The organism is Isoptericola sp. GX10416, assembly GCF_056590155.1.
On sequence record NZ_JBWPVO010000002.1, the window covers coordinates 77716 to 101328 of the forward strand.

The window sequence follows — 23613 nt, forward strand, 5'->3', positions numbered from 1 at the left end:
GGTTCTTCTCCTGGAGTGATGTGACATGACGTTCGATGACAAGGTGGCACTGGTGACCGGCGGCGGCTCCGGCATCGGCGAGGCGATCAGCAAGGATCTCGCGGCAGCCGGAGCGAAGGTCGTGGTCACCGACATCAAGCTCGAGTCCGCCCAGCGCGTGGCGGACGAGATCACCGCCGCCGGGGGCACGGCGGCTGCGGTGCAGCAGGACACCGCGAGCAGGGACGACGCCGAGAAGGTGGTCGCCTTCGCGAAGGACACCTTCGGCGGCCTGCACTACGCGGTGAACAACGCCGGCATCGGTGGCAACCAGGCGCCCGCCGGGGAGGTGGACCTGGACGACTGGGACCGGGTTATCAACATCAACCTCAACGGGGTCCTGTACGGCATGCGCGCCCAGATCCCGGCGATGCTCACCGAGGACGCCTCCGGGTGCGCCATCGTCAACATGGCGTCGATCCACGGCACCGTCGCCGCCATCGGCAACGGTGCGTACACGGCGGCCAAGCACGGCGTCGTCGGCCTCACCAAGAACGCGGCGGCGGAATACGGCCCGCAGGGGCTGCGCGTCAACTCCGTCGGTCCGGCCTACATCCGCACCCCGCTCCTGCAGGGGCTGCCGGACGACGCGCGCGCGGCGCTCGTGGCCAAGCACCCCCTCGGCCGCCTGGGAGAGGCCGAGGAGGTCGCGACGGTCGTCCGGTTCCTGCTGTCGCAGGAGGCGTCGTTCGTCACCGGCGCGTACTGGCTCGTGGACGGCGGCTACACCACCGTGTGACGGCGTCCCGCACCACCGCGAGCCTCCACCGACGCGCTGACCAGTCGGTGTCCCGCCCGCCCTCGCCGTCACCGTGCGCCTCGGGGCGTTCGTCCCGCTGATCGGTGCGGTGCTCTGCTCGCCGGGACGCTCGCCGGTCCCGTCGGCGACCGTCACCCGAGGAGCCGGTGACCGAGGGGGGATCCGGCTCGCGACGATGCCTGAGCAGCTAGTCCTCGTCGCCGGTCAGCTCACCCGACTCGATGTCCACGCGGTAGTCGGCCTCGTCGCCCTCCTCGTCCACGGTCACCGACCAGTGCGTGCCGTCGTCGAGCTCGGCGTCGGTGAGGACGCCGCCGGAGTGCGCCAGCACCCGGTCGATGGCGTCGGCGATCGTGATCGTGGCGTCGTCGATGGCGCTCCTGTCCTCGACGTCGAGGTCGTCGTCCTCGGTGCTCACCACGGTGCCCGCCTCGTCCACCTCCAGCTCGGCGGTCCTGTTCCCGACGGCCACCGAGACCTCCCAGGTGCCGCCCGTCTCCGCGTCGTCGATCGCGTACGCCGTGCCGCCGGCCTCGTCCTCGGCCACGGCGATCGCGCGGAGCGCGGCGGCGTTCAGGTCGCTCGCCTCGGGGCCGGCGCTCTCGCCGGGCGCCTCGCTCGCGTCGTCGTCGGAGCTCGTGGGGCCGGACGTCTGCGAGGGGCTCCCGGCGAGGAACTCCTCGTCGCCGGGGGTCGCCTGGTTGCTGTCCCCGCCGCTGCAGGCAGTGAGGCCCAGGGCGAGAGCTAGGGCGAGACCAGGGGCAGCGGTGCGGCGGAAGTCGTGGATCGTCATACGTCGATCTTGCGGCCGACCGGTTTCCGTCGCACGACCACGTTGCGCTTGACGCGGCGTCAACCTCTACCGTCGATCGCATGACCAGTTCGATCCAGGACGTCGCCCGGCTCGCGGGCATCTCGAGCCGCACCCTGCGGCACTATGACCAGATCGGCCTGCTGCCGCCGTCCGGCACCGGACACGGCGGGCTGCGCTACTACGACGACGGCGCGATCCGCCGTCTGCAGCGCATCCTGCTGATGCGCGAGCTCGGGCTGCCGCTCGACCAGATCGCCCGGGTGCTCGACGAGCAGGCGGACGAGGCCGAGGCGCTGCGCCGCCACCTCGACGTGCTGCGGCGCGAGCGCGGGCGGCTCGAACGGCAGATGGCGTCCGTGGAACGAACGCTGACCGCACTGACACGAGGGAGGCCGATCATGGCCGAGGAGATGCTCGACGGGTTCGACCACACGCAGTACAAGGACGAGGTGACCGAGCGTTGGGGCGCCGACGCCTACGCGCGGTCCGACGCCTGGTGGCGCGGGCTGAGTACCCAGGAGCAGGCCGGGTGGAAGGGCCGGCTCGACGAGCTGAACGCCGCGTGGGTCGCGGCGGCCGAGCGGGGCGTCGACCCGACGTCCGACGAGGGGCAGGCGCTCGCCGCGCGGCACGTCGAGTGGCTGGGGTCCGTCCCGGGCGCACCGGGGGCCGACGACGGCCGCCCGTCGAAGGAGTACGTCGTCGGGCTGGCGGAGATGTACGTCGCGGACGCGCGGTTCGCCGCGAACTACGGCGGTGCTGACGGAGCGGCGCTCGTCCGAGACGCCCTGGTCGCGTACGCGGAGCGCGAGCTGTAGGCCGCACTCCGGTCCACTCCGTTCGGCAGCCCCAGCCCCGGTCGGTCGCTCCAGGTGCCGACCGGAGCTGGACCTGCCGACCGGACCGAGCCGCCGACTAGGGCAGCAGGCTGTGGACAGCCTCCAGGACGATCGCATCGTCGCCCGCCCCGAGTAGCAGAACGGCGACGGCGCAGGCTCCGAATCGCGCCTTCACGGTGATGATGCCGGGGATCTTGACGGACAGGGAAGCGCCTCGGCCGGTGTTCGGGCGGTTCTCGCTAGTGCACATGGCATTCCTTCCTCGGATGTCTTCTACCAAGGAAGGTGCCGGTGAGGGGGTGAGTGTGACCGGTCGCCGGAAAACTCGTGCCAAGTTTGACCTGCCAGAGCTCCGGCCGCACCGCCTCCGCGACGTCGGCGCCGTTCGTTCCCGCGAAGTAGTGCCACCGGTGCTGGAGAAGTACACCGCGGCTGCTCCACGAGCACCGATGGCACTACTTCGCGGCGGACGGGACGGGACCCGACCGGACCCGCCTGCCGACCGGACCGAGCCGCCGTGTGACACTGGCGCGGTGAGCGAGAACTGGGCCCAGCAGCGCACGGAGGCCGCCCGCGAGCACGCCGCCAGGCTCGCCGCCCGGCAGGACGCCGAGCACGTCCGCGCCGAGGAGATGCTCGCCGACTTCGTCCGCCGGGCCCACGACGCCGGGCTCGAGCCGGAGCCGCTGCAGGTCAAGGGCTACGGCGGGCGCGGGACCGCGCGGACGCCCTTGCGGGGGTGGTACCTGCGCACCGACCGGACCTCCGCAGTGTCCACCGACGGCGACTTCTACGTCCTGACGGCCCCGCTCGGCCTCGTCGACCGGCTGCGCGGTGTCCGCCCCGCACCGAGGCGACCGCCGCTCGTGCTCGGCGCCGGCGGCAAGGACGGCGACTCGATCGACCTCGTCGACGCCCTGGAGCGGCTGCTGCCGCGGTAGCGCGTGCGTCGACGTCCCGAGAGGCGTGGAGGCTAGACGAACGGCACGACGACGGCCACGGTGAGGATCCCGAGGCCGAGCGCGAGACGGCGGTGGTTGGCGTACCACGGCTTGCCGCGCAGCTCCTCCGTCTCGCGCCGCCAGTTGTCCCGGTCGAAGACGACCTCCGCGATCGCCTCGCGCGAGGGTGCCGGGGTCACCAGCGAGATGGCGACGAACACCACGACGCTGAGCGCCAGCATGATGCCCGTCGCGTACAGGAACTGGATCGAGTGCAGCTCGAGCACCTCGCCGGTGACGAACCCGGCCAGGCCGATCGGCACCATCGACACGAGCGTCCAGAAGGCCGCGGCGGAGGACCCGCGCCGCCAGAAGATCCCACCGAGCAGGACGACGACGATCGGCATCGTCACGTAGCCGAGGAACGACTGGAAGTACTCGACGATCGTGTCGAACTGCAGGATGATCGGCGCCCAGGCGATCGCCAGGAGCATGAAGAGCGCGATCAGTCCCCGGCTCATGAGCATCAGCTGCTTCTCGCTGAACTCCCGCTCGCGCGTCTTGACGAAGTCGTTGATCACCAGGCTCGCGGCGCCGTTGAGGACGGAGTCCAGGGTCGACATCAGCGCGGCGATGAGCGCCGCCACCACGAGCCCGCGCAGCCCGATCGGGATGAACTCGAAGACGAGTGCCGGCCACGCCAGGTCGGGGTTGTCCAGGTCGGGGAAGACGTCACGGGCCAGGATGCCGGGAAAGATCAGCAGGACCAGCAGGGGCAGCTGCATGAGGCCGGCGAACAGCACGCCCCACCGCCCGTGGTCGAGGTTCTTCGAGGCCAGGACCCGCTGCACCACGACGTGGTTGGAGATCCAGACGTACACGCCCAGCCAGATCGCGCCGGTGAAGATGCCGGGCCACGGCAGGAAGTCGTCGTCCGGCGGCGGGGCGACGGTGAACCCGTCCTCCGGGGCCAGCGCGGGGAACACCGACCAGTCGAAGTCGAAGCGGGCGAAGACGACCACGAGGATGATGCCGGCCGCCAGGAAGAGCAGGACGCCCTGGACGGTGTCGGTGATCATCACCGCCCGCAGCCCGCCGAGGATGACGTAGGCGCCGCCCAGGACTGCGATGATGATGACGTGCACGAGGATCGGCACGTTCGGGAACATCAGGTTGAGCACGAGCGCGCCGGCGATCATGCCGCCGGCGGAGTCGATCAGCATCCCGGTCAGCACGGTGAAGCCGGAGAACGCGTACCGGGAGCGTTGGTCGTACCGGCGGCCGAGGAACTCGGGGACCGTGGAGACCTTCGACTGCAGGTAGATCGGCAGGATGAGGATCGCGAACGCGAGGAGCACCAGAGTGGCGATCCACTCGAAGTTCCACACCGAGATCCCGGTCGAGTAGCCGGCCCCGGCGAGTCCGAGGAACTGCGTGCCGGAGAAGTTGGTGACGATGAGGGAGAAGCCGACCAGCGGCCACACCATCCCGCGCCCCGCCAGGAAGAAGTCGTCGGAGTTCTGGGACTTGCGCCCGGCCCACCAGCCGACGGCGAGGATCCCCACCACGTAGAGGCCGATGACGGCCAGGTCGATGGTGGCGAGCTCGATCTCGGGCATCTTCGCCTCCCATGGAGGCACGGTGGAGCACGGCGCTCCGACGACGCGGTCACGGTGCCACGGTCGGGCCTCCGTCGCACTCCCGCCGCGCACTGCCGAGACCCTCGGCGATCACCCCCGCCACCCGGGGTGAGGCCAGGTAGCCGCCCCACGTGCCGTCGTCGCGCCGCTCGGCCGCGGCATGGTGCCAGGGGGCGGTGTTGTCGACACTCAGCGGCTCGACCGGGGGAGGGCCGTCCGGCAGCGGAAAGCTCTCGGGAGTGAGGCCGTGCAGGGCGAGGGCGTCGCGCGGGTCGCGCGCGTTCACCCATCGCTCGACCGGTGGCCAGGTGAGAGGGCCGTCCGCCTCCAGGGCGGAGCGCACGGCCTCGATCCCCAACGGCGAACCGAGGGTGAGCAGCAACGGCATCGTCCGGGACTGCGGGTCCGCACGTCGCAGCACGTCGTAGGCGACCACGGAGCCGAGCGAGTGCGCCACCAGGACGACGGGTTCGTCCGTCGGCAGCGCCTTCTCGAGTCCTGCGCGGACGGCGGCGCGCGTCTCGTCGTCGTGCAGGTAGGTGTGCACGTCGCGGGCCAGGAGGAGCACGACCGCACCGCTCAGGCCGGGCACGAGCCGGTCGATCGCGGCGAGCGCGGCGACGAGGGCCCGGGCGAGGGCGTCGGCGACCGACGTCCCGAGGCCGACGGTGCTGCCCTCGAAGGGCCCGACGGCGCTCGCCTGCGCGGTGCGTCCGGCGCCGGCGAGCACCTCGCGTGCCACGGAGAGCGCGAACCGCGCCTCGTCGACGGAGAGCCCGTGCACGGCGGGCACCGCAGCCGGGTCTGCGCGGACGTGCACGGTCACCGGGGGGCGCGGGCCGCCGTCGGGCGGCGTGAGGGTGTCGCCGTAGAAGACGAACGTGGCGTCGTCGTCGGTGAGTCGCAGCGGCGACCCGGCCGAGGCGAGGCCTGCGCCGAGCGCGGCGAGCCAGCGTGCCTCGACGGTCTCGGCGTCGCGGCCGTCGGCGTCCCGGCCGTGCAGCAGCACGAGCCGGGTCATGCGGCCACCAGCCCGGCGACCTCGTCGGCGCAGCCCCAGCTCAGGGTGACGCCGGCGCCGCCGTGGCCGTAGCAGTGCACCACGTGCCCGTCCCGCTCGACGCGGACCGCGGGCCGCGCCGGACGCAGGCCGACGACGTGCCGCAGGACCCGCGCCTCGCGCACCTCGGGCACGAGCCGGGCGGCGCGCTCCAGGATGTCCGCGGCGGTGGTCGCTGTCGGTGTGCGGTCCCACGCGCCGGCGTCGTCGGTGCCGCCCACGACGACCTCGCGCCCGCGTGGCACCACGTAGGTGGGACCGGCGGCGTCCAGCCACCAGCGGTCCAGCCCCCACTGCTCCAGCACCACGGTCTGCCCGCGGACCGGGGCCAGAGACCCGTCGCCGGCGAGGTCCCGCGCGCCGAGGCCGGTGCAGTGGACGATCGTCGCGCCGTCGTCCCCGGGGCCGGGCAGCGCGTCCAGCGACGCCTGCACGATCGACCCGCCGAGCGACTCGACGCGCTCGGCGAGCCAGCCCAGGTAGACCGGCATGTCGATGAGCGGCGCGGTGAAGGTCCAGCCCGCGGTGTACGACGGCGGCACGTCCGCCGTGCGGTCGAGCTGCGGCACCGCGTCGCGCCACCACGGGTCGGCCGGTGTCTCCGTGAACACCTCGGCGCCGGGGCGCATCCGCACGCCGGACCCGGGCGCCGTCAGCGCGAGGTCGTCGAACGCCGCGTAGGAGGCGGCCGACCATGCGGTGACGCGGTCCTGGGGCAGCGCGAGGTACGGGTACCAGAGCGCGGCCGCGATCGCGGAGGTGGTGTCCGGCGGCAGGTCGCGGGCCTGGACCTCGACATGGTGGCCGGTCTCGAGGAGCCGGACGGCGCAGCTCAGCCCGATGACTCCGGCACCGACGACGACCACGCGGGACATGCGCCGGAGTCTGCCAGACCGGCAGGAGCGCCGGGTGTGGGCCGTGCCGGAGAATGTCCCCACCCCGCGCCGAATGTCTGTGTTCGGCCCGCGATGGACGCCGAATAGGGTCCGAACCTGGACGTTCGGCGGCGGTGGTCAGTCCAGCGGGTGGAGGATCCGGTGCAGGAACTGCCGGGTGCGCTCCTCGCGCGGCGCGGAGAACATCTGTGCGGGCGCCCCGCGCTCGACCACCACGCCGCCGTCGAGGAACAGCACCTCGTCGGCCACCGCCCGTGCGAACTGCAGCTCGTGCGTGACCACGACCATGGTCCAGCCCTCCTCGGCGAGCTCCTTCATGACGCCGAGCACCTCGCCGACGAGCTCGGGATCGAGCGACGACGTCGGCTCGTCGAAGAGCAGCAGGTCGGGCTCCAGCGCGAGGGCCCGCACGATCCCGACGCGCTGCTGCTGCCCGCCGGACAGCTGGCGCGGGTACGCGTCGCGCTTCTCGGCGAGGCCGACGCGGGCCAGCAGGTCGGTGGCCCGCGCCTCGGCCTCGGCCCGGGGCACCTTGCGGACCTGGACGGGCCCCTCGGTGACGTTCTGCAGCACCGTCTTGTGCGGGAACAGGTTGTGGTGCTGGAACACCATCGCGGACCGGTCACGGGCCGCGAACCGCTGAGCCGCAGGGACGGGCCGGGAGAAGTCGATCTCCGGGCCGCCGTCGAACACCAGAGTGCCGGCGTCGGGCGTCTCGAGGCCGTTGAGCGAGCGGAGCATCGTCGTCTTGCCGGAGCCGCTGGGCCCGATGAGTGCGACCACCTGCCCCGGCCGCACGGAGAGGTCGACGCCGCGCAGCACCTCGTTGTCCCCGAACGACTTGTGGATGCCGCGGGCGGACATCAGGGGCTCAGACATACTGCTCCAGCTTCTTCTCGATGCGGTCCTGCCCGAACGACAGCACGGTGCAGATGATCCAGTAGATGATCGCCGCCTCCGTGTAGAGCAGCAGGAACTCGCTGGTGAACGACGCGACCTCCTGCGCCTTGCGGAACAGCTCGGTCACCAGGATGAGCGAGGCGAGCGACGTGTCCTTGACCAGCGAGATGAACGTGTTGGACAGCGGGGGGACGCTCACGCGGGCGGCCTGCGGCAGGATGACGCGCCGCAGCGTCCGCGCGTGCGACATCCCGACGACGTAGCCGGCCTCCCACTGCCCCTTGGGCACGGAGAGGATGGCGGCGCGGATGACCTCGGCCGCGTACCCGCCCACGTTGAGGGAGAACGCGACGACGGCGCTCGGCCACGGGTCGATCGTCACGCCGATCGTGGGCAGCCCGTAGAAGATGACGAAGAGCTGCACGAGCAGCGGCGTGCCACGGATGATCGAGACGTACACCCGACCGATGCCGCGCAGCACCCGGTGGGTCGACAACCGCAGCAGCGCGACCCCCAGCGCGAGGACCAACCCGATCGCGAACGAGATCAGGGCCAGCGGGATCGTCCCGAGGACGGCGCCGCCCCACATCGGCCACCACGAGTCGGCGAAGAGCTGGACGTCCATGTGCTCACCTCACCATCGGCGCGCCCGTCGACGACGACGGCGCGCGGTAGACGTGCGGGAGCGCCGGCACCCGCTGGGCACCGGCGCTCCTGCGCAACCGTTCAGAGGCCTTACTCGGAGACGTCCTCGCCGAAGTACTTCTCGGACAGGCCCGTGAGGGTGCCGTCGGCACGCAGCTCGTCGAGGGCGCCGTCGATGGCGTCGGCGAGCGCCGCACGCTCCGGCATGACGACGAACCCGGACTCCGAGGTCTCCTCGGTCTCCGCGGCGATCTGGATCGGCGCGTCGGGGTGCTCGTTGAGGTAGTCCAGCACCGTGAGGGAGTCGTTGATGGTCGCGTCCACGCGGCCCTGCTCGATCAGGGCGACGGACTGGGCCCAGCCCTCGACGGCCTCGATCTGGGCGCCGGACTCCTCGGCGAGGGCGCGCCAGTTGCTGGTGAGCGACTGGGCCGTCGTCTTGCCGTCCAGGTCGGCGAAGCTCGAGATCGACGTGTCGCCCTCGGGGGCCACGACGACACCGCGCGAGATCGTGTACGGCTGCGAGAACTCGTACTTCTCGACGCGCTCGGGGGTCATCGAGACCTGGTTCGCGATGGTGTCGACGCGGCCCGCGTCGAGGCCCGCGAAGATGGCGTCCCACTGTGTCTCCGCGAACTCGATCTCGAGACCGAGCTTCTCGGCGACGGCCTCGGCGACCTCGACGTCGTACCCGACGAGCTCGCCCGAGGCGTCGTGGAACGTGAACGGCCGGTAGGTGCCCTCGGTGGCGACGGTCAGGGTGCCGTCGTCGACCAGGTTCAGGTCCGGTCCGGCGTCCCCACCCTCGGACCCGCCGTCGGAACCTCCGCACGCCGCGAGCGCCAGGGCGGTCACGGTGGCCGTGGCGGTGGCGAGGATGGCGCGGTGGCGTCGCATGGGAGGTCTCCTGTGCTGATGGCCGTCGGCGGGATGTGCCGCGGCGCGTGGGTCCGGGTCGAGGCATCGAATCGATCGATCGATCTGATCGACCGTTCCGATGCACGGATAGCGTCAACAGGGTGCCACGACGGCGGCATTCCCACTGTGAGCGAGGACACGGCCCGGGCGCGCGGGGTGCCTCGTGGCAGGCTGGCCCGATGAACGCCGACGACGCCACCGCCCTGATCGCCGAGGTCGAGTCCGCCGAGCGCGAGCTCGTCCTGACCCGCTTCTCGCACGACGACGCCTGGCGGCTCGGCTGCCTGCTCGTCGAGCTGGCCACCGAGCGCGACCTGCCGGTGACCATCGACGTGCGCAAGGGCACCCAGCAGGTGTTCCACGCGGCGCGCGAGGGGACGACACCGGACAACGACTCGTGGGTCGAGCGCAAGGTGCGCGTCGTGTACCGCTTCGGTGCGTCGTCATACCTGGTCGGCTTGCGCGCCCGTGCTGAGGGGCGCGACTTCAACGAGATCCACCAGCTGCCGCTGCAGGAGTTCGCGGCCCACGGCGGGGCGTTCCCGATCCGCGTCGACGGTGTCGGCATCGTCGGGGTCGCGACCGTGTCCGGGCTCGCGCAGGGCGACGACCACGCGCTGGTGGTGGAGGCCCTGCGGACCTTCGCCGCGCCGTCGGCCTGACGCGTCGTACGGTGTGCCCGTGACCGCACTCCTCCTGGCGAACGCGCGTCTCGCGGGCCGGTTCGACGGCCTCGTCGACGTCGCTCTCGACGGCGGCCGGATCGCCGCCGTCGTCCCGGCCGGCGAGCGACCGGCCGCCGGGGGCCAACCCGGCCCGCCGCCCGAGTCCGTGGACCTCGACGGGCGCGTGCTGATCCCCGGCCTGTGGGACGCGCACACCCACCTCACGCAGTGGGCGTTGGTGCGGCACCGCCTGGACGTCTCGGAGGCCACCAGCCCCGCGCACGCCGCGGTGCTCGTCCGTGCGCGGGTGCACGGGGCGACGACGCCGGTGCCACACGGGCAGCCGCTCGTCGGCTACGGCTTCCGGTGGGCGGGGTGGGACACCGAGCCGACGGCCGCCGTGCTCGACGAGGCCGTGGGCGACGTGCCCGTCATCCTGCTCTCCGGCGACCTGCACAGCGCGTGGGCGTCGTCGGCCGGGCTGCGCTATCTCGGCATCGACCACCACCCCACGGGTCTGCTGCGCGAGGAGGAGTGGATGCCGGCGAGCCCGCGCATCGTCGCGGTGGAGGACGACGTCGCCGACGAGATGGTGGCCGACGCCGCGCGTGCGGCCGCCGAGCGCGGCGTGGTCGGCGTCGTCGACTTCGAGGTGGCCGACAACCTCGCGGTCTGGCGCCGGCGGGTCGGCCGGGGCTGGGGCGGCCTGCGCGTGCGGGCCGGGGTGTGGGAGCAGTACCTGGAGGCGGTGCTGGCGGCCGGGCTCACAGACGGATCCCCGCTGGCCGAAGGCACCGACCTCGTCACGCAGGGTCCGCTGAAGGTCATCAGCGACGGCTCGCTGAACACCCTGACCGCGTTCTGCTTCGACGAGTACGCCGGTCTGACGGGCGCGGGAGCCCACGGGGTTCTCAACATCGCGACCGACCAGCTCGTGCCGCTGATGTCGCGCGCCCGCGACGCCGGCCTGCGCTGCGCGATCCACGCGATCGGCGACCGGGCCAACGCCCTGGCGTTGGACGCCTTCGCGGCTTCCGGCGCGCGAGGCTCGATCGAGCACGCCCAGCTCCTGCAGCCCGACGACGTCGCCCGGTTCGCGGCGCTCGGTGTGACGGCGAGCGTGCAGCCCGAGCACGCGATGGATGATCGCGACCTCGCCGAGGAGCTCTGGTCCGACCGCACGGCGCGGGCGTTCCCCCTGGCCGACCTGCGCCGTGCCGGGGTGCCGCTCGCGCTCGGCTCGGACGCCCCGGTCGCGTCCCTCGACCCCTGGGCGGCCGTCGCGGCCGCCGTCACCCGCTCCCGCGACGGCCGCGAACCCTGGCATCCCGAGCAGAGCCTCGACCTGCGCACCGCGCTCGAGGCGTCGGTGGACGGACGCTCGTTCGACCTGGAGCCCGGGGCGCCGGCCGACCTGGCGGTGCTCGACGTCGACCCGCTCGCCGTCGACCCCGCCGGCCTGCGGCAGATGCCGGTCGCGGGCACGCTCGTGGCGGGGGAGTGGACGCACCGTGGCTTCTGAGGACGGCGTGCCCGACGGCGGTCGGGCCGGCCCGGTGGCGCGGCTGCGGTCACGTCTCGCGGAGGTCGAGGCGCGGATCGCGGCCCAGGACCGGCTCGTGGCCGACATCGTCGGGGTGATCCGGGACGAGAACGTCGACGACGAGCACGATCCGGAGGGGTCGACCCTCGCGTGGGAGCGGCAGCAGGCGGCGGCCCTGGCCGCGGAGGCCGCCGTCGAACGGGACGAGCTGCTCGCTGCGCTCGACCGGGTCGCCGCCGGCACGTACGGCGTGTGCGAGGTGTGCGGGCGCGAGATCCCGACCGGGCGCCTGGACGCCCGCCCGGCGGCGACGCGCTGCGTCGAGCACGCGCGCTGAACGCTCCGCAGCAGGCGGGGCCGCCGACCGGGCCTGGGAGACTGGGCCGGTGCGTGCCGAGCCGATGACGCCCGACGGCGTGGTGGACCACGTCGTCGGCCTGGTCCTGGCGCGCCCCGCCGAGCGCCCGGTGCGGCTCCTGGTCGACGGGCACCCCTCGACCCGGCCCGAGGCGCTCGCGGACGCACTGGCCGGCCCGCTGCGGACGGCCGGACGCCCCGTGGCACGCGTGCGGACGCGAGACTTCTGGCGGCCCGCGTCGCTGCGGCTGGAGCGCGGCCACCGTGACCCGGACGCGCTGCTCGACGAGTGGATCGACGTCGACGGCCTCAACCGGGAGGTCCTCACGTCCGTGGTGCGGCAGGGTCGGTGGCTGCCCACGCTGCGGGACCCGGCGACCGACCGGTCCACGCGCGCCGACCGCGTCGACGCCCTGCCCGGCACCGTCGTCGTGCTCGACGGGTCGTTGACCCTCGGCAAGGGCCTCGACGTCGACCTCACCGTCCACCTCGCCCTGCGGCCCGCGACAGAGACCCGCAACACCCCGCTCGAGGACGCCTGGACCCTGGTCGCGTACGGGCGCTACCGGCGTGAGAGCGCCCCCGAGCGCGTGGCCGACGTCGTCGTCCGCTCCGACCACCCTGACCGGCCGGCACTGCTGCGAGGCTGACCGACGCGGCCTGGCGCACGTAGTGATCGCCCGGTTCGTGCCGGCTCCCTCCGTGCGTACGAGGCGCAGGACCGTGCCGGTCGGGGCTCGCTTTCGGCGGGAATGAGGACGATCATGCTGCTCTACGCTGGCGGCCCGCCGTCGGCCGGGTGGCGGGCCAAGGAGGAACAGTGATCGTCGCACCGTTCGGCCGTTTCACCGAGGGTCGCGTGCCCGACCCGGGGATCGCCCCGCTCTTCACGCGGGAGAACCGCTGGCAGGCCCGGCTCGACGTCGAGGCCGCACTGGCGCTCGCGGAGGCTGACGCGGGCCTCGTCCCGCAGGAGTCGGCCCGGGCGATCGCGCTGACCGCCCGCATCGAGAAGCTCGACATCAAGCGGGTCCTCGCCGCGACAGCGGAGGCCAGCCACCCGCTGGTGCCGCTCATCGAGGAGTTCGCCCGCGCTGTCGGCGCCAAGCACGGCGGCTGGGTGCACTGGGGTGCCACGACGCAAAACATCACGCAGACCGCAGACGTGCTGGTGCTGCGCGACGCGCACCGGCTGCTGCTGCGCCAGCTCTCCCGGGTGCTGCGCTCCGCGTCGGGGCTCGCCGAGCGGTCGGCCGACCTGCCGATGGCCGGCCGGACCCACTCCCAGCATGCCGTGCCGGTGACGTTCGGTTTCAAGGTCGCCGTGTGGATCGACCAGCTCGTGGCGCACACCGAGCGCCTCGAACGCCTCGACGACCGGCTGTTCTGCGTCCTCATGGGTGGTGCGGCCGGGACGTTCGCCTCGTTCGGTGAGGCGGGCAGGGTCATCGAGGCCGGGGTGGCGCACCGGCTCGGCCTGCACCCGATGCGCGTCCCGTCGCGTTCGATCAACGACGGGATCGTCGAGCTCGTGCTCGTCCTCGCGCAGCTCGCGGGCACCGTCGGCAAGATCGCCAAGGACGTCTACGCCCTCATGCAGCCCGAGTTCGCCGAGGCGTTCGAGCCGGTGCCCGAGGGCACCGTCGGGTCGTCGACCATGCCGCACAAGCGCAACCCGCAGCTCGCGCTGGACCTGCTGACGATGTCCGCGGAGCTCCGGGCGCTGGCCGCCCCGGCGCTGGAGTCGATGCTGCACGACCAGGAGGCCAACGGCGCGATGACGGCGCTGCTGGAGGACGTGGCGGCGTCGGCCGCCGTCCTGGCGGGGGACATGCTCGCGCGGATGGAGGTCATCGTGGGCGGGCTGGTTCTCGACCCGTCCCGCATGCGGGACAACATCAGTCTCTCGGCGGGCATGATCGGCTCGGAGTCGCTGATGCTGGCCCTCGGGGAGAAGATCGGGCGGCAGAAGGCGCACGACGTCGTGTTCGACGTCGCCCAGGCTGCCGCGACGTCCACGACGCCGTTCGTGGAGATGTTGCTCGACGAGCCGACGGTCTCCGGGGCCTTCGACCGGGCCGAGCTGGACGAGCTCATCGACCCGGCCGCCTACCTGGGGCTCAGCGCGGAGATCGCCGGCGAGCTGGCCGCCTGCGCCACGAAGACGGCGGACCGCCTGGACGCCCTCCCGGAGCGTGCTCCGCTGATGACCCGCTGATTCCGGCCCGCCGATGTTGCGCGATGCGACGTGCGACCCCAGAGTGGGACACGTCACGGTCGGGAGAGCAGGGGGCACCGAGATGACGGACGCTGGCGGCAGCACGGGGGCGACGAGCCCGCGGCGCTGGACGCTGCGCGCCCTCGGGGTCGCCCTCGGGACGGTCGCGACCGGCCTCTGCCTCGCCACGAGCGCTTCGGCGGACGACGGCGGAGCCGACGAGCGCTCTCGGGACGGACTCCTCGCGGGGGTCGTGGAGACCACGACCGATCGTGTCACCGACCCGCTGCTGGACACGGTCGGCAAGACCGTCGAGGAGGTCACCGAGCCCGTCGGCAAGACGCTGGGGAAGGTGACCGAGAAGGTCGCCCCGCGCGCTGAGGAGCCGGCGGAGAAGCCGGTCGAGAGGGCGGCGGAGAAGCCGGTCGCGAAGCCCGACGAGGAGCCCGCGAAGGCGGCCCCGAAGCCCGATGAGGAGCCGGCCTCGAAGCCTGACGAGGAGCCGGCCACCGACCCCGAGCCTTCCGAGACCTCGGGCCCTGCCGAGACGACGTCCGGCCCGGCCGGAGACCTCCTCGACACGGTGACCGGCGAGGTGGTCGCACCGGTCACCGAGAAGGTCGGTGGGACGTTCGGGGCCGTCGTCGAGCCGGTGAGCGACGGGATCGCTCCGCTGACCGGGTCGACCGGCGAGGTGGTGGAGAGCGTCACCGAGCCCGTGACCGAACCGCTGCGCCCGGTGACCGACGCGGTCGGCACGGCGCTCCGCCCCGTGACCAGCGCGACCGCTCCGGTGCTCGCGCCGGTGGGCTCGCTGGTCGGAGGCGTGACCGGCACGCTGGAGCCGGTCCTCGAGCCCGTCACCACCGCCGTCGTCCGGCCGGTGGTCGACCCCGTCGTCAGACCTGTCGTCGACCTGGTCCGGCCCGTGGTGCGCCCGGTCGTCGATGCCGTCGCCCCGGTGACCGACCCCGTACTGGACCTGGTCGACCCCGTCGTGGAGCCCGTGGTGCGTCCGGTGCACCCCGTCGTCGAACCCGGCGTGATCGTTCCTGCGGCCCCTGACGCCGATGTCCCGGCCCTCGCGGCCGACCGGGCACCGTCCGCCGACCGGACCTCGCCCACCGACCGGGAACCGTCTGCCGAGACCGACGCCGTCCGGACGGTCGACGTGCCGGCGACACCGGCCGCGCCGTCCGTCGCCTGGCTCGGCACGGTGATGGACCCGGTGGACTCGGCCTTGATGGGCCTGGCCCCGACCGCCGAGCACGACGCGACCGCCGCGCCCGACCAGGCCGGCGCCCCCGACGCTCTGAGCGACGCCGTCACCACGGGTGGCTGCAGCTCCTCCAGCTCCGTGCGCGGAGGCGCGGGCAGCGGCGACCTCGTCGCACAGCTCGTCTCGGCGTCGCGGGCCGGGGCCGGCCACTGGCTGGTCCCCGCTCCCGTAACGTTCGCACCGCTGCCGGTGCCCTACGCCGAGATCTCCGTCTCTCCTGCCTGACGTGGCCACGTCGCGCCACTGAGCGCGACCTGCTGCGGGCGGCGTCCGCCGTCTGCTCCCACGTCACACGGCAGGAGACAATCATGCGTACGAACGCGCGACGAGTGCTGCAAGCAGTGCTTGTCACAGGCGGCCTCGTGGTCGCCGGGGCCTACTCGGCCCATGCTGCGGAGGACGACGTCGTCGACGTCGAGATCGGCGAGGACACCTCGGTCGACCTGAACCTCGAAGAGGTCTCGGAGGAGCTGTCGGACGCGTCCTTGGACACGCCCGTGGACCTCCCCGAGGTCGACACCCAGCCGGTCGAGACCGTCGTCGACGACCTCGTCGGCGAGGACGGCCCGGTGGACGACCTCGTCGGCGCCGAAGAGCCGAGCGAGACCACCACGGACGACGTCGTGGACGTCGTGGCGGAGGACGTCAGCCAGACGGTCGAGGACGTCACCTCGGGTGACGTCGAGGCGGCCGTGGACGACGTCGTTGCCGAGGACGGCGTCGTGGACGACGTGCTGGAGGACGGCGGGGCCGACGCCGCCGTCGAGGACGTCGTCGAGACCACGGCCACCGTCGACGAGGCGGTCGGGACGGACGGTGCCGTCGAAGGGCCGGTCGACGACGTCGTCGGTGAGGACGGGCTGGTCGACGACGTCGTCGGCCCGGACGAGCCGGAGGAGGGTGTGACGGACGGCCTCGTGACGGCAGCCGTCGACGATGTCGACGCGACGGTCGACGACGCCCTGGCGGGTGACGTCGAGGCGGTCGTGGACGACGTCGTTGCCGAGGACGGCGTCGTGGACGACGTGCTGGAGGACGGCGGTGTGGACACGGCTGTCGCGGACGTCGTGGACGCGGGCGGAGCGGTCGACGAGGCGCTCGGTACCGACGGTCAGGTCGAGGATCTGGTCGGCGGCGCGATCGGTGAGGACGGGCTGGTCGACGACGTCGTCGGCCCGGACGAGCCGGAGGACGGCGTCACGGACGGCCTGGTGGACGAGCTCCGCAACGACGTCGACCAGACGGTCACGGACCTGCTCGAGCTCGACCTCGTCGCCGTGGTGGACGACGTCCTCGCCGAGGACGGCATCGTCGACGACGTCCTCGAGAACGGGACGTCCGCCGACCCCGGTGACGGTACGGACCCTGGTGCCGATCCGGGTGACGGCGACGGTCCGGGGGCAGATCTTGGTGACGGCACGGGATCCGGCCCCGGCTCCGCGCCGGTGACCGGGCCGTCCGGCGGCGTGACGGGAACCGTCCAGAGCGAGAGCCCGGGCATGGTGACGGTCGCGGCGTCGGGCACGACGGGTGCGGAAGCGCTGGCGACGACCGGCGCGAGCTCCGGTCAGCTCGCCGTCCTGGCCCTGCTGCTGATCATGGCGGGCGCTGCGCTCGCCTCACGACGTCGACGGCCGCACGTCGGCTGACACCACCTTCCGCGGATGCGGTGCGGTCGTGGGGCGTCGCAGGGGGACGGCCCACGACCGCGCTCAGCCCAGGTCGCGCAGGGTGTCGGCGAGGCGGTCGAGCGCTCCGGGGACGGCTGCGTAGTAGGACCAGCGACCGCGCTGCGTGCGGGTGAGCAGCCCGGCGTCGACGAGGATCTTCAGGTGATGGCTGACCGTCGGCTGGCTCAGGCCGACGGGCGCGGTGAGGTCGCAGACGCAGGCTTCGCCGTCGGACGCCGCGGCGACGGTGGACAGCAGGCGGACCCGCGTGGGGTCGCCGAGCGCCTTGAAGACGCGGGCGAGCCGTTGGGCCTCCTCGGCGTCGACGGCGGCGCGCACCGGCGTGCAGCACCCTTCTGGTGCGAGGGGCTCCGACGTGAGCGGGAGCGGAGTCGTCATGCCCCCTATGTTGCCATGCATCGAAGTTTATGGATACGTTGCACCCGACACATTGAAGTTCGTCGATGAGGGAGTGTGGCATGGAGACGACGACGCAGCACCCGGTCGTGGTGATCGGCGCGGGACCCGTAGGGCTCGCCGCCGCGGCACACCTGCTGGAGCGCGGGCTCGAACCGCTGGTGCTGGAGGCAGGAGCGGGTCCCGGGGCCGCCGTCGGCGACTGGGGCCACGTACGACTGTTCTCGCCCTGGCGCTACTGTCTCGACCCGGCCGCCCGCCGCCTGCTCGAGGCCGACAGCTCCTGGCGCGAGCCGGATCTGGACACTCTGCCCACCGGGCAGGACCTGGTGCGCGACTACCTCGCGCCGCTCGCCGCGACTCCCGCCCTGGCCGACCGCGTCCGCTACGGCACCCGCGTGACCGCCGTCGCGCGCGAGGGCGCCGACCGCACGCGGTCGCTCGGGCGCGAGCGCCGGCCCTGGCTGGTGCGCACCGAGTCCGACGGCGGCACGCGCGACGTGCTGGCCGCCGCCGTCGTCGACGCCTCCGGCACCTACGGGCAGCCGAACCCGCTCGGCGGCAGCGGGCTGCCCGCCGTGGGCGAGCACGAGGCGGCGCCGTACCTCGCGGGGCCGCTGCCCGACGTGCTGGGCCGGGACCGCGAGCGCTTCGCCGGACGCCGGACCCTCGTGGTCGGGATGGGGCACTCCGCGGCCAACACGCTGCTCGCGCTCACCCGCCTGGCCGAGGAGGTGCCGGGCACCGAGGTCGTCTGGGCCATCCGTGGCGGGTCCCCGCGGCGCCTCTTCGGCGGGGGCACCGACGACGAGCTGCCGGCCCGAGGGCTCCTCGGGACCCGGCTGCGCGAGGCCGTCGAGGCCGGTCGGCTCGAGCTGTGGACCCGGACGACGATCGAGCGCCTTGCCGCGGCCGACGAGCAGGTCGTGGTCTCCGGCGTCGGACGGGCGCAGGGCGCTCGCGAGGAGGGCCCGTTCGAGGCTCGCGTCGACGTGATCTCGGCAGCCACCGGGTTCCGCCCGGACCTCGACATGCTGCGCGAGGTCCGGCTCGACCTGGACGACGTGGTCGAGGCCCCGGCACGGCTCGCGCCCCTCATCGACCCCAACCTGCACTCCTGCGGGAGCGTGGAACCCCACGGCGAGAGCGTCCTGGCGCATCCCGACGAGGGCTTCTACCTGGTCGGCATGAAGTCCTACGGCCGGGCGCCGACCTTCCTGCTCGCCACGGGCTACGAGCAGGTGCGTTCCGTGGCCGCCGCGCTCGCGGGCGACCGCGCCGCGGCGGACGCCGTGGAGCTGGTGCTGCCCGCGACCGGCGTCTGCTCGTCGGACCTGGCGGGCGAGGACGAGCTCACCGGCGGTGCGTGCTGCGGGACCGCTCCCGCGGAACCTGCCGCCGCGGGACCCCAGCTCGTCGAGCTCACGACCGGACCGCGATGAGTTCGGCGCCTCCCACAGGTCGGTAGGGGTGAGGGGCTCGCGCCAGGCGCGCCCCCACCCCACCGGGAGGCGTCATGACCGAGTTCCTCACCACGTCCAGCGGCGACCGCGTCGCCTACGACCTGCGCGGGGAGGGCCCCGCCGTCGTCTTCGTCGCCGGGGCCGGACCGTTCCGCGAGATCGACCCGGAGACGACGGCGACGGCGGAGCTCGCCGCCGGGCTCGGGCTCACCACCCTGGTGTACGACCGGCTGGGCCGCGGCGAGTCGACGGCGGCCGCCCCGATCCCGCTCCAGCGCGAGATCGACGCGCTGGCCGCGCTCATCGACGTCGCCGGTTCGCCCGCGGTGCTCTGCGGGCACTCGTCCGGGTGCACGATCGCGCTGCGTGCCGCCGTCGCCGGGCTGCCCGTGGCCGGGCTGGCCCTGTGGGAGATCCCGCTCGCCCCGCCCGGGAGCGGTGCGGCCGCGTGGGCCGCAGAGGTCGAAGGGCTCCTGGACGACGGCCGGTCCGCCGCAGCGGTGGAGACGTACATGCGGGACATGCCGCCGGAGTTCCTCGCCTGGCTGAAGGACTCGCCCATGTGGCCGGCCTTCGTCGCGAACGCCGCCGGGCTGCGCCCGGACGCCCAGGCCCTGGCCTGGACCGACTCGGCGCCCGCGGGGGACCTGTGGAGCGGGATCGACGCCCCGGCCTTGGTCATGACCGGCAGCGAGACGTTCGACGAGCTGACCGCGGGGGCCGATCTCGCGGCGGCCGCGCTGCGCGACGCGCGGCGGTTGGTCGTGCCAGGTGCACAGCACTCGTGGGAGCCTGAGGCCATGGCCAAGACGCTGCAGGGCTTCGTCACCGAGATCGCCGGACGATGACCGGGGGCCGCGCGCGCAGGCTCCTGCCGACGGCGGCGCTCGCCGTCGTCGTCCTCGTCGCGCTGACGGCGTGCGCGGCCGGACCCAACCCGGGCCTCGACACCGCCCCGACCGCGCTCGGCGAGCCGGCCGGCTTCTGGCTCGGCGTGTGGCAGGGGATGATCCTGCCGGTCGCGTTCGTGATCTCGCTGTTCACCGACACGGTCTCGGTGTACGAGGTCCACAACAACGGCAACTGGTACGACGTCGGCTACGTGCTCGGCATCTCGTTCGTCTTCGGCGGCCCGTTCGGCGCCAGCCGCGCCCGTCGCTGATCCCTACCGCGGCAGAGCCGTACTACCTCGGGCGACGGAGGCGGAGCTCGCGCAGGGCGATCCCGACGGCGAAGACCGCGACCCCCGTGAGCACGGCCGGCAGCGGCAGCGTCGCCACGAGCACCACGCACGCCACCAGGCCGAGCACCTGCAGCCACCGCGGGTACAGCCGGTCCGTGCCGCCCTGGGTGAACGCCGCGGCGTTGGCGACGGCGTAGTAGAGCAGCACGCCGAAGCTCGAGAACCCGATCGCGCCCCGCAGGTCGACGGTCAGCACCAGGACGACCACGACCACCGCGAGCGCCACCTCGGCCCGGTGCGGCACCCGGAAACGCGGGTGCACGGCGGCCAGCCAGCGGGGCAGGTCGCCCTCGCGGGCCATGGCCAGGCCCGTCCGCCCGATCCCCGCGACCAGCGCCAGCAGCGCCCCGAGCGACGCCGCGGCCGCGCCGACCCGGACGACGACCCCCGCCCAGGCGGACTCCTCGACCGCGGCCGCCAGCGGCGCCGTCGTCCCTGCGACCCCGTCGATCCCGAGCGCGGCGAGCAGCGTCACGGCGACCACCGCGTAGACGACGACGGCGCCCGCGAGCGCCAGCAGGATCGCCCGCGGGATGGTGCGGCGCGGGTCGCGCACCTCCTCACCCATCGTGGCGATCCGGGCGTAGCCGGCGAACGCGAAGAACAGCAGTCCGGCGCCCTGGAGCACCCCGTACGCGACAGCCCACCCGCCGTCGGCCCCGGCCGCTCCGCCGGCCCCCGTGCCGCCGTCGGCCGCCACGTGGAGCGCCGGCGAGCCGCTCCACACGACCGCCGTCCAGGTGGCGAGCGCGAGCAGGACGACCGCGACGATCCACCGTGTCAGCCGGGCCGTGCGGGTGACGCCCCGGTAGTTGACGGCGGCCAGCGCGGCGACGGCCACCGCGGCGACGGGCCGCTCCCAGCCGGGCGGGGCGGCGTATGCGGCGAAGGTCAGCGCCATGGCGGCGCAGCTCGCCGTCTTGCCGACCACGAACCCCCAGCCGGCGAGGTATCCCCACCGGTCGCCGAGGCGTTCGCGGCCGTAGACGTAGGTGCCGCCCGCCACCGGGTACTGCGCGGCGAGCTGGGCCGACGACGTCGCGTTGGCGTAGGCGACGACGGCGGCGATCGCCAGCGCACCGAGCAGCGCCCAGGCGGTGCCGGCGGGCAGCACGGCCGCGGCGGCGGGGCCGAACGCGGCGAAGACGCCGGCTCCGATCATGGAGCCGAGGCCGATCGCGACGGCGTCCCGAGTGCCGAGGCGGCGGGCGAGCTGCGTCACGGGCGCCCCTCCGCCGAGCCGAAGGCCCGGTAGTTCCTGTTGCCGCCCGACAGGTTGGCCACGTCGGTGAAGCCGAGGTTGCGCAGCACGTTCTGCCCGGCGTTGCCGGTGACGCCCTTGTTGCAGTACGTCACGGTGGCCAGGGCGGGGTCGAGCTCGCCTGCGCGCGCCCGCAGCTCGGCCAGCGGGATGTGCACCGATCCTTCGACGTACCCCTTCGCGCGGTCCGCGGCGGAGCGGACGTCGACCACCTGGATCGTCTCCCCGGCGGCGCGGCGGCGGTCGAGCTCGGCGGGGGAGAGGAGCGGGGCGGAGCCGCGCACGGCGTTGTCGAGGGCCATGCCCGTGTAGTGCACCGGGTCCTTCGTGGTGGCGTACGTCGGCGCGTAGGCGAGGTCCAGGTGGAACAGGTCGTCCGCCGTCGCGCCGTAGGTGATGGCGGTGGCGAGCACGTCGATGCGCTTGTCCACCCCGGACGGCCCGATCACCTGCGCCCCGAGCAGCCGGCCGGTGGCGCGGTCCGCGACGGCCTTGATCAGCATCTCCTGCCCACCGAGGTAGGGCGGGCGGTCGGGCTTGATGTTGTGCACGACGACGACGTCGTGGCCGGCCTCGCGGGCACGGTCCTCGGTGAGGCCGGTCTGGCCCACCGCCTGGTCGAACACCCGCACGATGGACGTGCCGAGGATGCCTCGGTGCGCCAGCGAGCCACCCGTGAGCGCGTCCCCGGCGATGCGGCCCATCTTGTTGGCGGTCGAGCCGAGCGGCACCCAGGTGGGCTCGCCCGTGACGACGTCGAAGCTCTCGGCGACGTCCCCGACGGCCCAGACGTGCGGCGCGTCGGTGCGTCCCTGGCGGTCCACGGCGACGGCGCCGGTCGGTCCCACGGTGGCGCCGGCGGCCCGCACCAGGTCGAGGTTCGGGCGCACGCCGACCGCGATGAGCACCAGGTCGGCGGGCAGGGTGCGCTCGCCGTCGGCGTCCTGCACGACGACGTCGCCGTCGATCCGGGCGAGGCGGGTGCGGGTGAGCAGCTCGACGCCGTGGGCACGCAGCTCGGCGTCCACGCGGGCGGACATGTCGTCGTCCATGCGCGGCATGGCGTGCTCCTGGGCCTCGACCACGGTGACCTCGAGGCCGCGGCCGACGAGCTGCTCGGCCGTCTCCAGCCCGATGTACCCGGCCCCGACGATGACGACACGGGCGACGTCGTGCTCGGTGATCCAGGCGTGCACGGCCCGGGCGTCGCTCGGGTTGCGCAACGTGAACACCCCGGGCCGGTCGACGCCGGGCACGGGCGGGACCACGGGCGAGACGCCGGTGGCGAGCACGAGCTCGTCGTAGGTGTCCGTGAAGGTCTCGCCGCTCGCGAGGTCGCGGACGGTGACGGTCCGGGCGGCCGGGTCGACGTCCGTCACCTCGTGCCCCGTGCGGACGTCGACGTCGTAGCGCTCCGCGAACCACGCGGCGTCGCGCGGGGTGAGGTCGTCGATGCTCTCCACCGCGCCGCCGAGGTAGTAGGGCAGGCCGCACCCGGAGTAGGAGATGTCGGTGTCGCGCTCGTAGATCGTGATCTGCGCGTCCTCGGTGTTGCGGCGAGCCTTGGCCGCGGCGGAGGTGCCGGCGGCGACCGAGCCCACGACGACGATCCTCATCAGGCGACCGCCTCGACATCCAGGGAGGCGAGCAGGCCGCGCACGCGCCGCTCGATCTCGTCGCGGATGGGACGCACGGCCTCGATGCCCTGCCCGGCGGGGTCGTCGAGCTGCCAGTCCTCGTAGCGCTTGCCGGGGTAGACCGGGCAGGCGTCCCCGCAGCCCATGGTGATGACGGCGTCGGAGGCCTGGACGGCCTCGTCGGTCAGCACCTTGGGCTGCTCGGCGCGGATGTCGATGCCACGCTCGAGCATGGCCTCGACGGCGACGGGGTTGATCGTGTCCTTCGGGGCGGAGCCGGCGGAGCGGACCTCGACGGCACCGCCGCCGAGCGCGCGCAGGAACCCGGCGGCCATCTGGGAGCGACCGGCGTTGTGGACGCACACGAACAGGACGGACGGTGGGGTGGGCATGGTGTGCTCCTCGGCG

The 23613-nt window shown here is 73.5% G+C and carries 24 protein-coding genes; 13 read left to right on the top strand and 11 right to left on the bottom strand.

The features are described from left to right. Positions 1–25: 25 nt before the first annotated feature. Positions 26–778, top strand: coding sequence for an SDR family NAD(P)-dependent oxidoreductase (locus ACWAT2_RS04135; RefSeq protein ID WP_402373132.1), 753 nt, complete (start codon positions 26–28; stop codon positions 776–778). Positions 779–986: 208 nt separating this feature from the next. Here ACWAT2_RS04135 and ACWAT2_RS04140 read toward each other — a convergent pair whose 3' ends face one another. Next, the gene (locus ACWAT2_RS04140) at positions 987–1592 is read right to left on the bottom strand and encodes a PepSY domain-containing protein (protein ID WP_402373135.1); all 606 of its coding nucleotides are present in this window, start codon (positions 1590–1592) and stop codon (positions 987–989) included. A gap of 80 nt (positions 1593–1672) precedes the next feature. Here ACWAT2_RS04140 and ACWAT2_RS04145 point away from each other — a divergent pair, with 80 nt between their 5' ends. After that, complete coding sequence (locus tag ACWAT2_RS04145; protein WP_402373137.1) at positions 1673–2431, top strand: MerR family transcriptional regulator; 759 nt, start codon at positions 1673–1675, stop codon at positions 2429–2431. A gap of 554 nt (positions 2432–2985) precedes the next feature. Next, on the top strand, positions 2986–3393 hold the full coding sequence (locus ACWAT2_RS04150; protein ID WP_402373140.1) for a hypothetical protein: 408 nt from the start codon (positions 2986–2988) through the stop codon (positions 3391–3393). A 32-nt stretch (positions 3394–3425) separates the two neighbouring features. On the opposite strand, the gene ACWAT2_RS04155 is transcribed toward ACWAT2_RS04150, so the two are convergent. The 6 genes from ACWAT2_RS04155 to ACWAT2_RS04180 form a co-directional block, all read right to left on the bottom strand. Continuing rightward, positions 3426–5012, bottom strand: a complete 1587-nt coding sequence (locus ACWAT2_RS04155; protein ID WP_402373142.1) for a sodium:solute symporter family transporter — start codon at positions 5010–5012, stop codon at positions 3426–3428. Positions 5013–5061: 49 nt separating this feature from the next. Then, positions 5062–6054 carry a hypothetical protein gene (locus tag ACWAT2_RS04160; RefSeq protein ID WP_402373144.1) on the bottom strand — a complete coding sequence of 331 codons (993 nt, stop codon included), beginning with the start codon at positions 6052–6054 and terminating at the stop codon, positions 5062–5064. Next, a complete protein-coding gene (locus tag ACWAT2_RS04165) occupies positions 6051–6968 on the bottom strand; it encodes an FAD-dependent oxidoreductase (protein WP_402373146.1) in 918 nt (305 codons plus the stop codon). The genes ACWAT2_RS04160 and ACWAT2_RS04165 overlap by 4 nt, the downstream gene beginning before the upstream one ends. A 138-nt stretch (positions 6969–7106) precedes the next feature. Then, positions 7107–7868 carry an amino acid ABC transporter ATP-binding protein gene (locus ACWAT2_RS04170; RefSeq protein WP_402373149.1) on the bottom strand — a complete coding sequence of 254 codons (762 nt, stop codon included), beginning with the start codon at positions 7866–7868 and terminating at the stop codon, positions 7107–7109. After that, the gene (locus tag ACWAT2_RS04175; RefSeq protein ID WP_402373151.1) at positions 7861–8514 is read right to left on the bottom strand and encodes an amino acid ABC transporter permease; all 654 of its coding nucleotides are present in this window, start codon (positions 8512–8514) and stop codon (positions 7861–7863) included. Before ACWAT2_RS04175 ends, ACWAT2_RS04170 begins: the two co-directional genes overlap by 8 nt. 110 nt (positions 8515–8624) lie before the next feature. Continuing rightward, entirely contained in the window at positions 8625–9431 is an 807-nt protein-coding gene (locus tag ACWAT2_RS04180; RefSeq protein ID WP_402373154.1) for an amino acid ABC transporter substrate-binding protein, read from the bottom strand. Between the two features lie 200 nt (positions 9432–9631). On the opposite strand from ACWAT2_RS04180, the gene ACWAT2_RS04185 reads away from it, so the two are divergent. The 7 genes from ACWAT2_RS04185 to ACWAT2_RS04215 all read left to right on the top strand — a co-directional run bounded on the left by ACWAT2_RS04185 (position 9632) and on the right by ACWAT2_RS04215 (position 17163). Continuing rightward, positions 9632–10114: a heme-degrading domain-containing protein gene (locus tag ACWAT2_RS04185; RefSeq protein WP_402373157.1), complete on the top strand. Its 483-nt coding sequence runs from the start codon at positions 9632–9634 to the stop codon at positions 10112–10114. A 19-nt stretch (positions 10115–10133) separates the two neighbouring features. Next, positions 10134–11639, top strand: coding sequence for an amidohydrolase (locus ACWAT2_RS04190; protein WP_402373159.1), 1506 nt, complete (start codon positions 10134–10136; stop codon positions 11637–11639). Next, positions 11629–11997 (top strand): TraR/DksA family transcriptional regulator, encoded by a 369-nt coding sequence (locus ACWAT2_RS04195; RefSeq protein ID WP_402373162.1) that lies wholly within the window; start codon positions 11629–11631, stop codon positions 11995–11997. The genes ACWAT2_RS04190 and ACWAT2_RS04195 overlap by 11 nt, the downstream gene beginning before the upstream one ends. Positions 11998–12046: 49 nt before the next feature. Next, a complete protein-coding gene (locus tag ACWAT2_RS04200) occupies positions 12047–12667 on the top strand; it encodes a nucleoside/nucleotide kinase family protein (RefSeq protein WP_402373164.1) in 621 nt (206 codons plus the stop codon). Positions 12668–12837: 170 nt separating this feature from the next. After that, positions 12838–14235 (top strand): class-II fumarase/aspartase family protein, encoded by a 1398-nt coding sequence (locus ACWAT2_RS04205; RefSeq protein ID WP_402373167.1) that lies wholly within the window; start codon positions 12838–12840, stop codon positions 14233–14235. A gap of 82 nt (positions 14236–14317) precedes the next feature. Further along, positions 14318–15739: a collagen-like triple helix repeat-containing protein gene (locus ACWAT2_RS04210; RefSeq protein ID WP_402373170.1), complete on the top strand. Its 1422-nt coding sequence runs from the start codon at positions 14318–14320 to the stop codon at positions 15737–15739. Positions 15740–15822: 83 nt separating this feature from the next. After that, positions 15823–17163 carry a hypothetical protein gene (locus tag ACWAT2_RS04215; protein WP_402373172.1) on the top strand — a complete coding sequence of 447 codons (1341 nt, stop codon included), beginning with the start codon at positions 15823–15825 and terminating at the stop codon, positions 17161–17163. Between the two features lie 63 nt (positions 17164–17226). On the opposite strand, the gene ACWAT2_RS04220 is transcribed toward ACWAT2_RS04215, so the two are convergent. After that, on the bottom strand, positions 17227–17583 hold the full coding sequence (locus ACWAT2_RS04220; RefSeq protein WP_402373175.1) for an ArsR/SmtB family transcription factor: 357 nt from the start codon (positions 17581–17583) through the stop codon (positions 17227–17229). 80 nt (positions 17584–17663) lie between these two features. Here ACWAT2_RS04220 and ACWAT2_RS04225 point away from each other — a divergent pair, with 80 nt between their 5' ends. The 3 genes from ACWAT2_RS04225 to ACWAT2_RS04235 all read left to right on the top strand — a co-directional run bounded on the left by ACWAT2_RS04225 (position 17664) and on the right by ACWAT2_RS04235 (position 20226). After that, entirely contained in the window at positions 17664–19043 is a 1380-nt protein-coding gene (locus ACWAT2_RS04225) for an FAD-dependent oxidoreductase (protein WP_402373177.1), read from the top strand. Between the two features lie 74 nt (positions 19044–19117). Further along, the gene (locus tag ACWAT2_RS04230; protein ID WP_402373180.1) at positions 19118–19912 is read left to right on the top strand and encodes an alpha/beta fold hydrolase; all 795 of its coding nucleotides are present in this window, start codon (positions 19118–19120) and stop codon (positions 19910–19912) included. Further along, positions 19909–20226 (top strand): hypothetical protein, encoded by a 318-nt coding sequence (locus tag ACWAT2_RS04235; RefSeq protein ID WP_402373183.1) that lies wholly within the window; start codon positions 19909–19911, stop codon positions 20224–20226. Before ACWAT2_RS04230 ends, ACWAT2_RS04235 begins: the two co-directional genes overlap by 4 nt. 22 nt (positions 20227–20248) lie before the next feature. On the opposite strand, the gene ACWAT2_RS04240 is transcribed toward ACWAT2_RS04235, so the two are convergent. From ACWAT2_RS04240 to ACWAT2_RS04250, 3 genes are read right to left on the bottom strand one after another with little or no spacing between them, the layout of a single operon-like run. Beyond that, complete coding sequence (locus ACWAT2_RS04240; protein WP_402373186.1) at positions 20249–21529, bottom strand: APC family permease; 1281 nt, start codon at positions 21527–21529, stop codon at positions 20249–20251. Beyond that, positions 21526–23184: an FAD-dependent oxidoreductase gene (locus tag ACWAT2_RS04245; RefSeq protein WP_402373189.1), complete on the bottom strand. Its 1659-nt coding sequence runs from the start codon at positions 23182–23184 to the stop codon at positions 21526–21528. Before ACWAT2_RS04245 ends, ACWAT2_RS04240 begins: the two co-directional genes overlap by 4 nt. Beyond that, on the bottom strand, positions 23184–23597 hold the full coding sequence (locus ACWAT2_RS04250; protein WP_402373191.1) for an arsenate reductase ArsC: 414 nt from the start codon (positions 23595–23597) through the stop codon (positions 23184–23186). The genes ACWAT2_RS04245 and ACWAT2_RS04250 overlap by 1 nt, the downstream gene beginning before the upstream one ends. Positions 23598–23613: the final 16 nt, after the last annotated feature.

Coding starts and splice junctions, on each gene's coding strand:
- ACWAT2_RS04165 (WP_402373146.1), bottom strand. CDS start 6,968: ATGTCCCGCGTGGTCGTCGTCGGTGCCGGAGTCATCGGGCTGAGCTGC.
- ACWAT2_RS04235 (WP_402373183.1), top strand. CDS start 19,909: ATGACCGGGGGCCGCGCGCGCAGGCTCCTGCCGACGGCGGCGCTCGCC.
- ACWAT2_RS04185 (WP_402373157.1), top strand. CDS start 9,632: ATGAACGCCGACGACGCCACCGCCCTGATCGCCGAGGTCGAGTCCGCC.
- ACWAT2_RS04220 (WP_402373175.1), bottom strand. CDS start 17,583: ATGACGACTCCGCTCCCGCTCACGTCGGAGCCCCTCGCACCAGAAGGG.
- ACWAT2_RS04210 (WP_402373170.1), top strand. CDS start 14,318: ATGACGGACGCTGGCGGCAGCACGGGGGCGACGAGCCCGCGGCGCTGG.
- ACWAT2_RS04140 (WP_402373135.1), bottom strand. CDS start 1,592: ATGACGATCCACGACTTCCGCCGCACCGCTGCCCCTGGTCTCGCCCTA.
- ACWAT2_RS04180 (WP_402373154.1), bottom strand. CDS start 9,431: ATGCGACGCCACCGCGCCATCCTCGCCACCGCCACGGCCACCGTGACC.
- ACWAT2_RS04175 (WP_402373151.1), bottom strand. CDS start 8,514: ATGGACGTCCAGCTCTTCGCCGACTCGTGGTGGCCGATGTGGGGCGGC.
- ACWAT2_RS04230 (WP_402373180.1), top strand. CDS start 19,118: ATGACCGAGTTCCTCACCACGTCCAGCGGCGACCGCGTCGCCTACGAC.
- ACWAT2_RS04245 (WP_402373189.1), bottom strand. CDS start 23,184: ATGAGGATCGTCGTCGTGGGCTCGGTCGCCGCCGGCACCTCCGCCGCG.
- ACWAT2_RS04135 (WP_402373132.1), top strand. CDS start 26: ATGACGTTCGATGACAAGGTGGCACTGGTGACCGGCGGCGGCTCCGGC.
- ACWAT2_RS04145 (WP_402373137.1), top strand. CDS start 1,673: ATGACCAGTTCGATCCAGGACGTCGCCCGGCTCGCGGGCATCTCGAGC.
- ACWAT2_RS04225 (WP_402373177.1), top strand. CDS start 17,664: ATGGAGACGACGACGCAGCACCCGGTCGTGGTGATCGGCGCGGGACCC.
- ACWAT2_RS04250 (WP_402373191.1), bottom strand. CDS start 23,597: ATGCCCACCCCACCGTCCGTCCTGTTCGTGTGCGTCCACAACGCCGGT.
- ACWAT2_RS04160 (WP_402373144.1), bottom strand. CDS start 6,054: ATGACCCGGCTCGTGCTGCTGCACGGCCGGGACGCCGACGGCCGCGAC.
- ACWAT2_RS04215 (WP_402373172.1), top strand. CDS start 15,823: ATGCGTACGAACGCGCGACGAGTGCTGCAAGCAGTGCTTGTCACAGGC.
- ACWAT2_RS04170 (WP_402373149.1), bottom strand. CDS start 7,868: ATGTCTGAGCCCCTGATGTCCGCCCGCGGCATCCACAAGTCGTTCGGG.
- ACWAT2_RS04155 (WP_402373142.1), bottom strand. CDS start 5,012: ATGCCCGAGATCGAGCTCGCCACCATCGACCTGGCCGTCATCGGCCTC.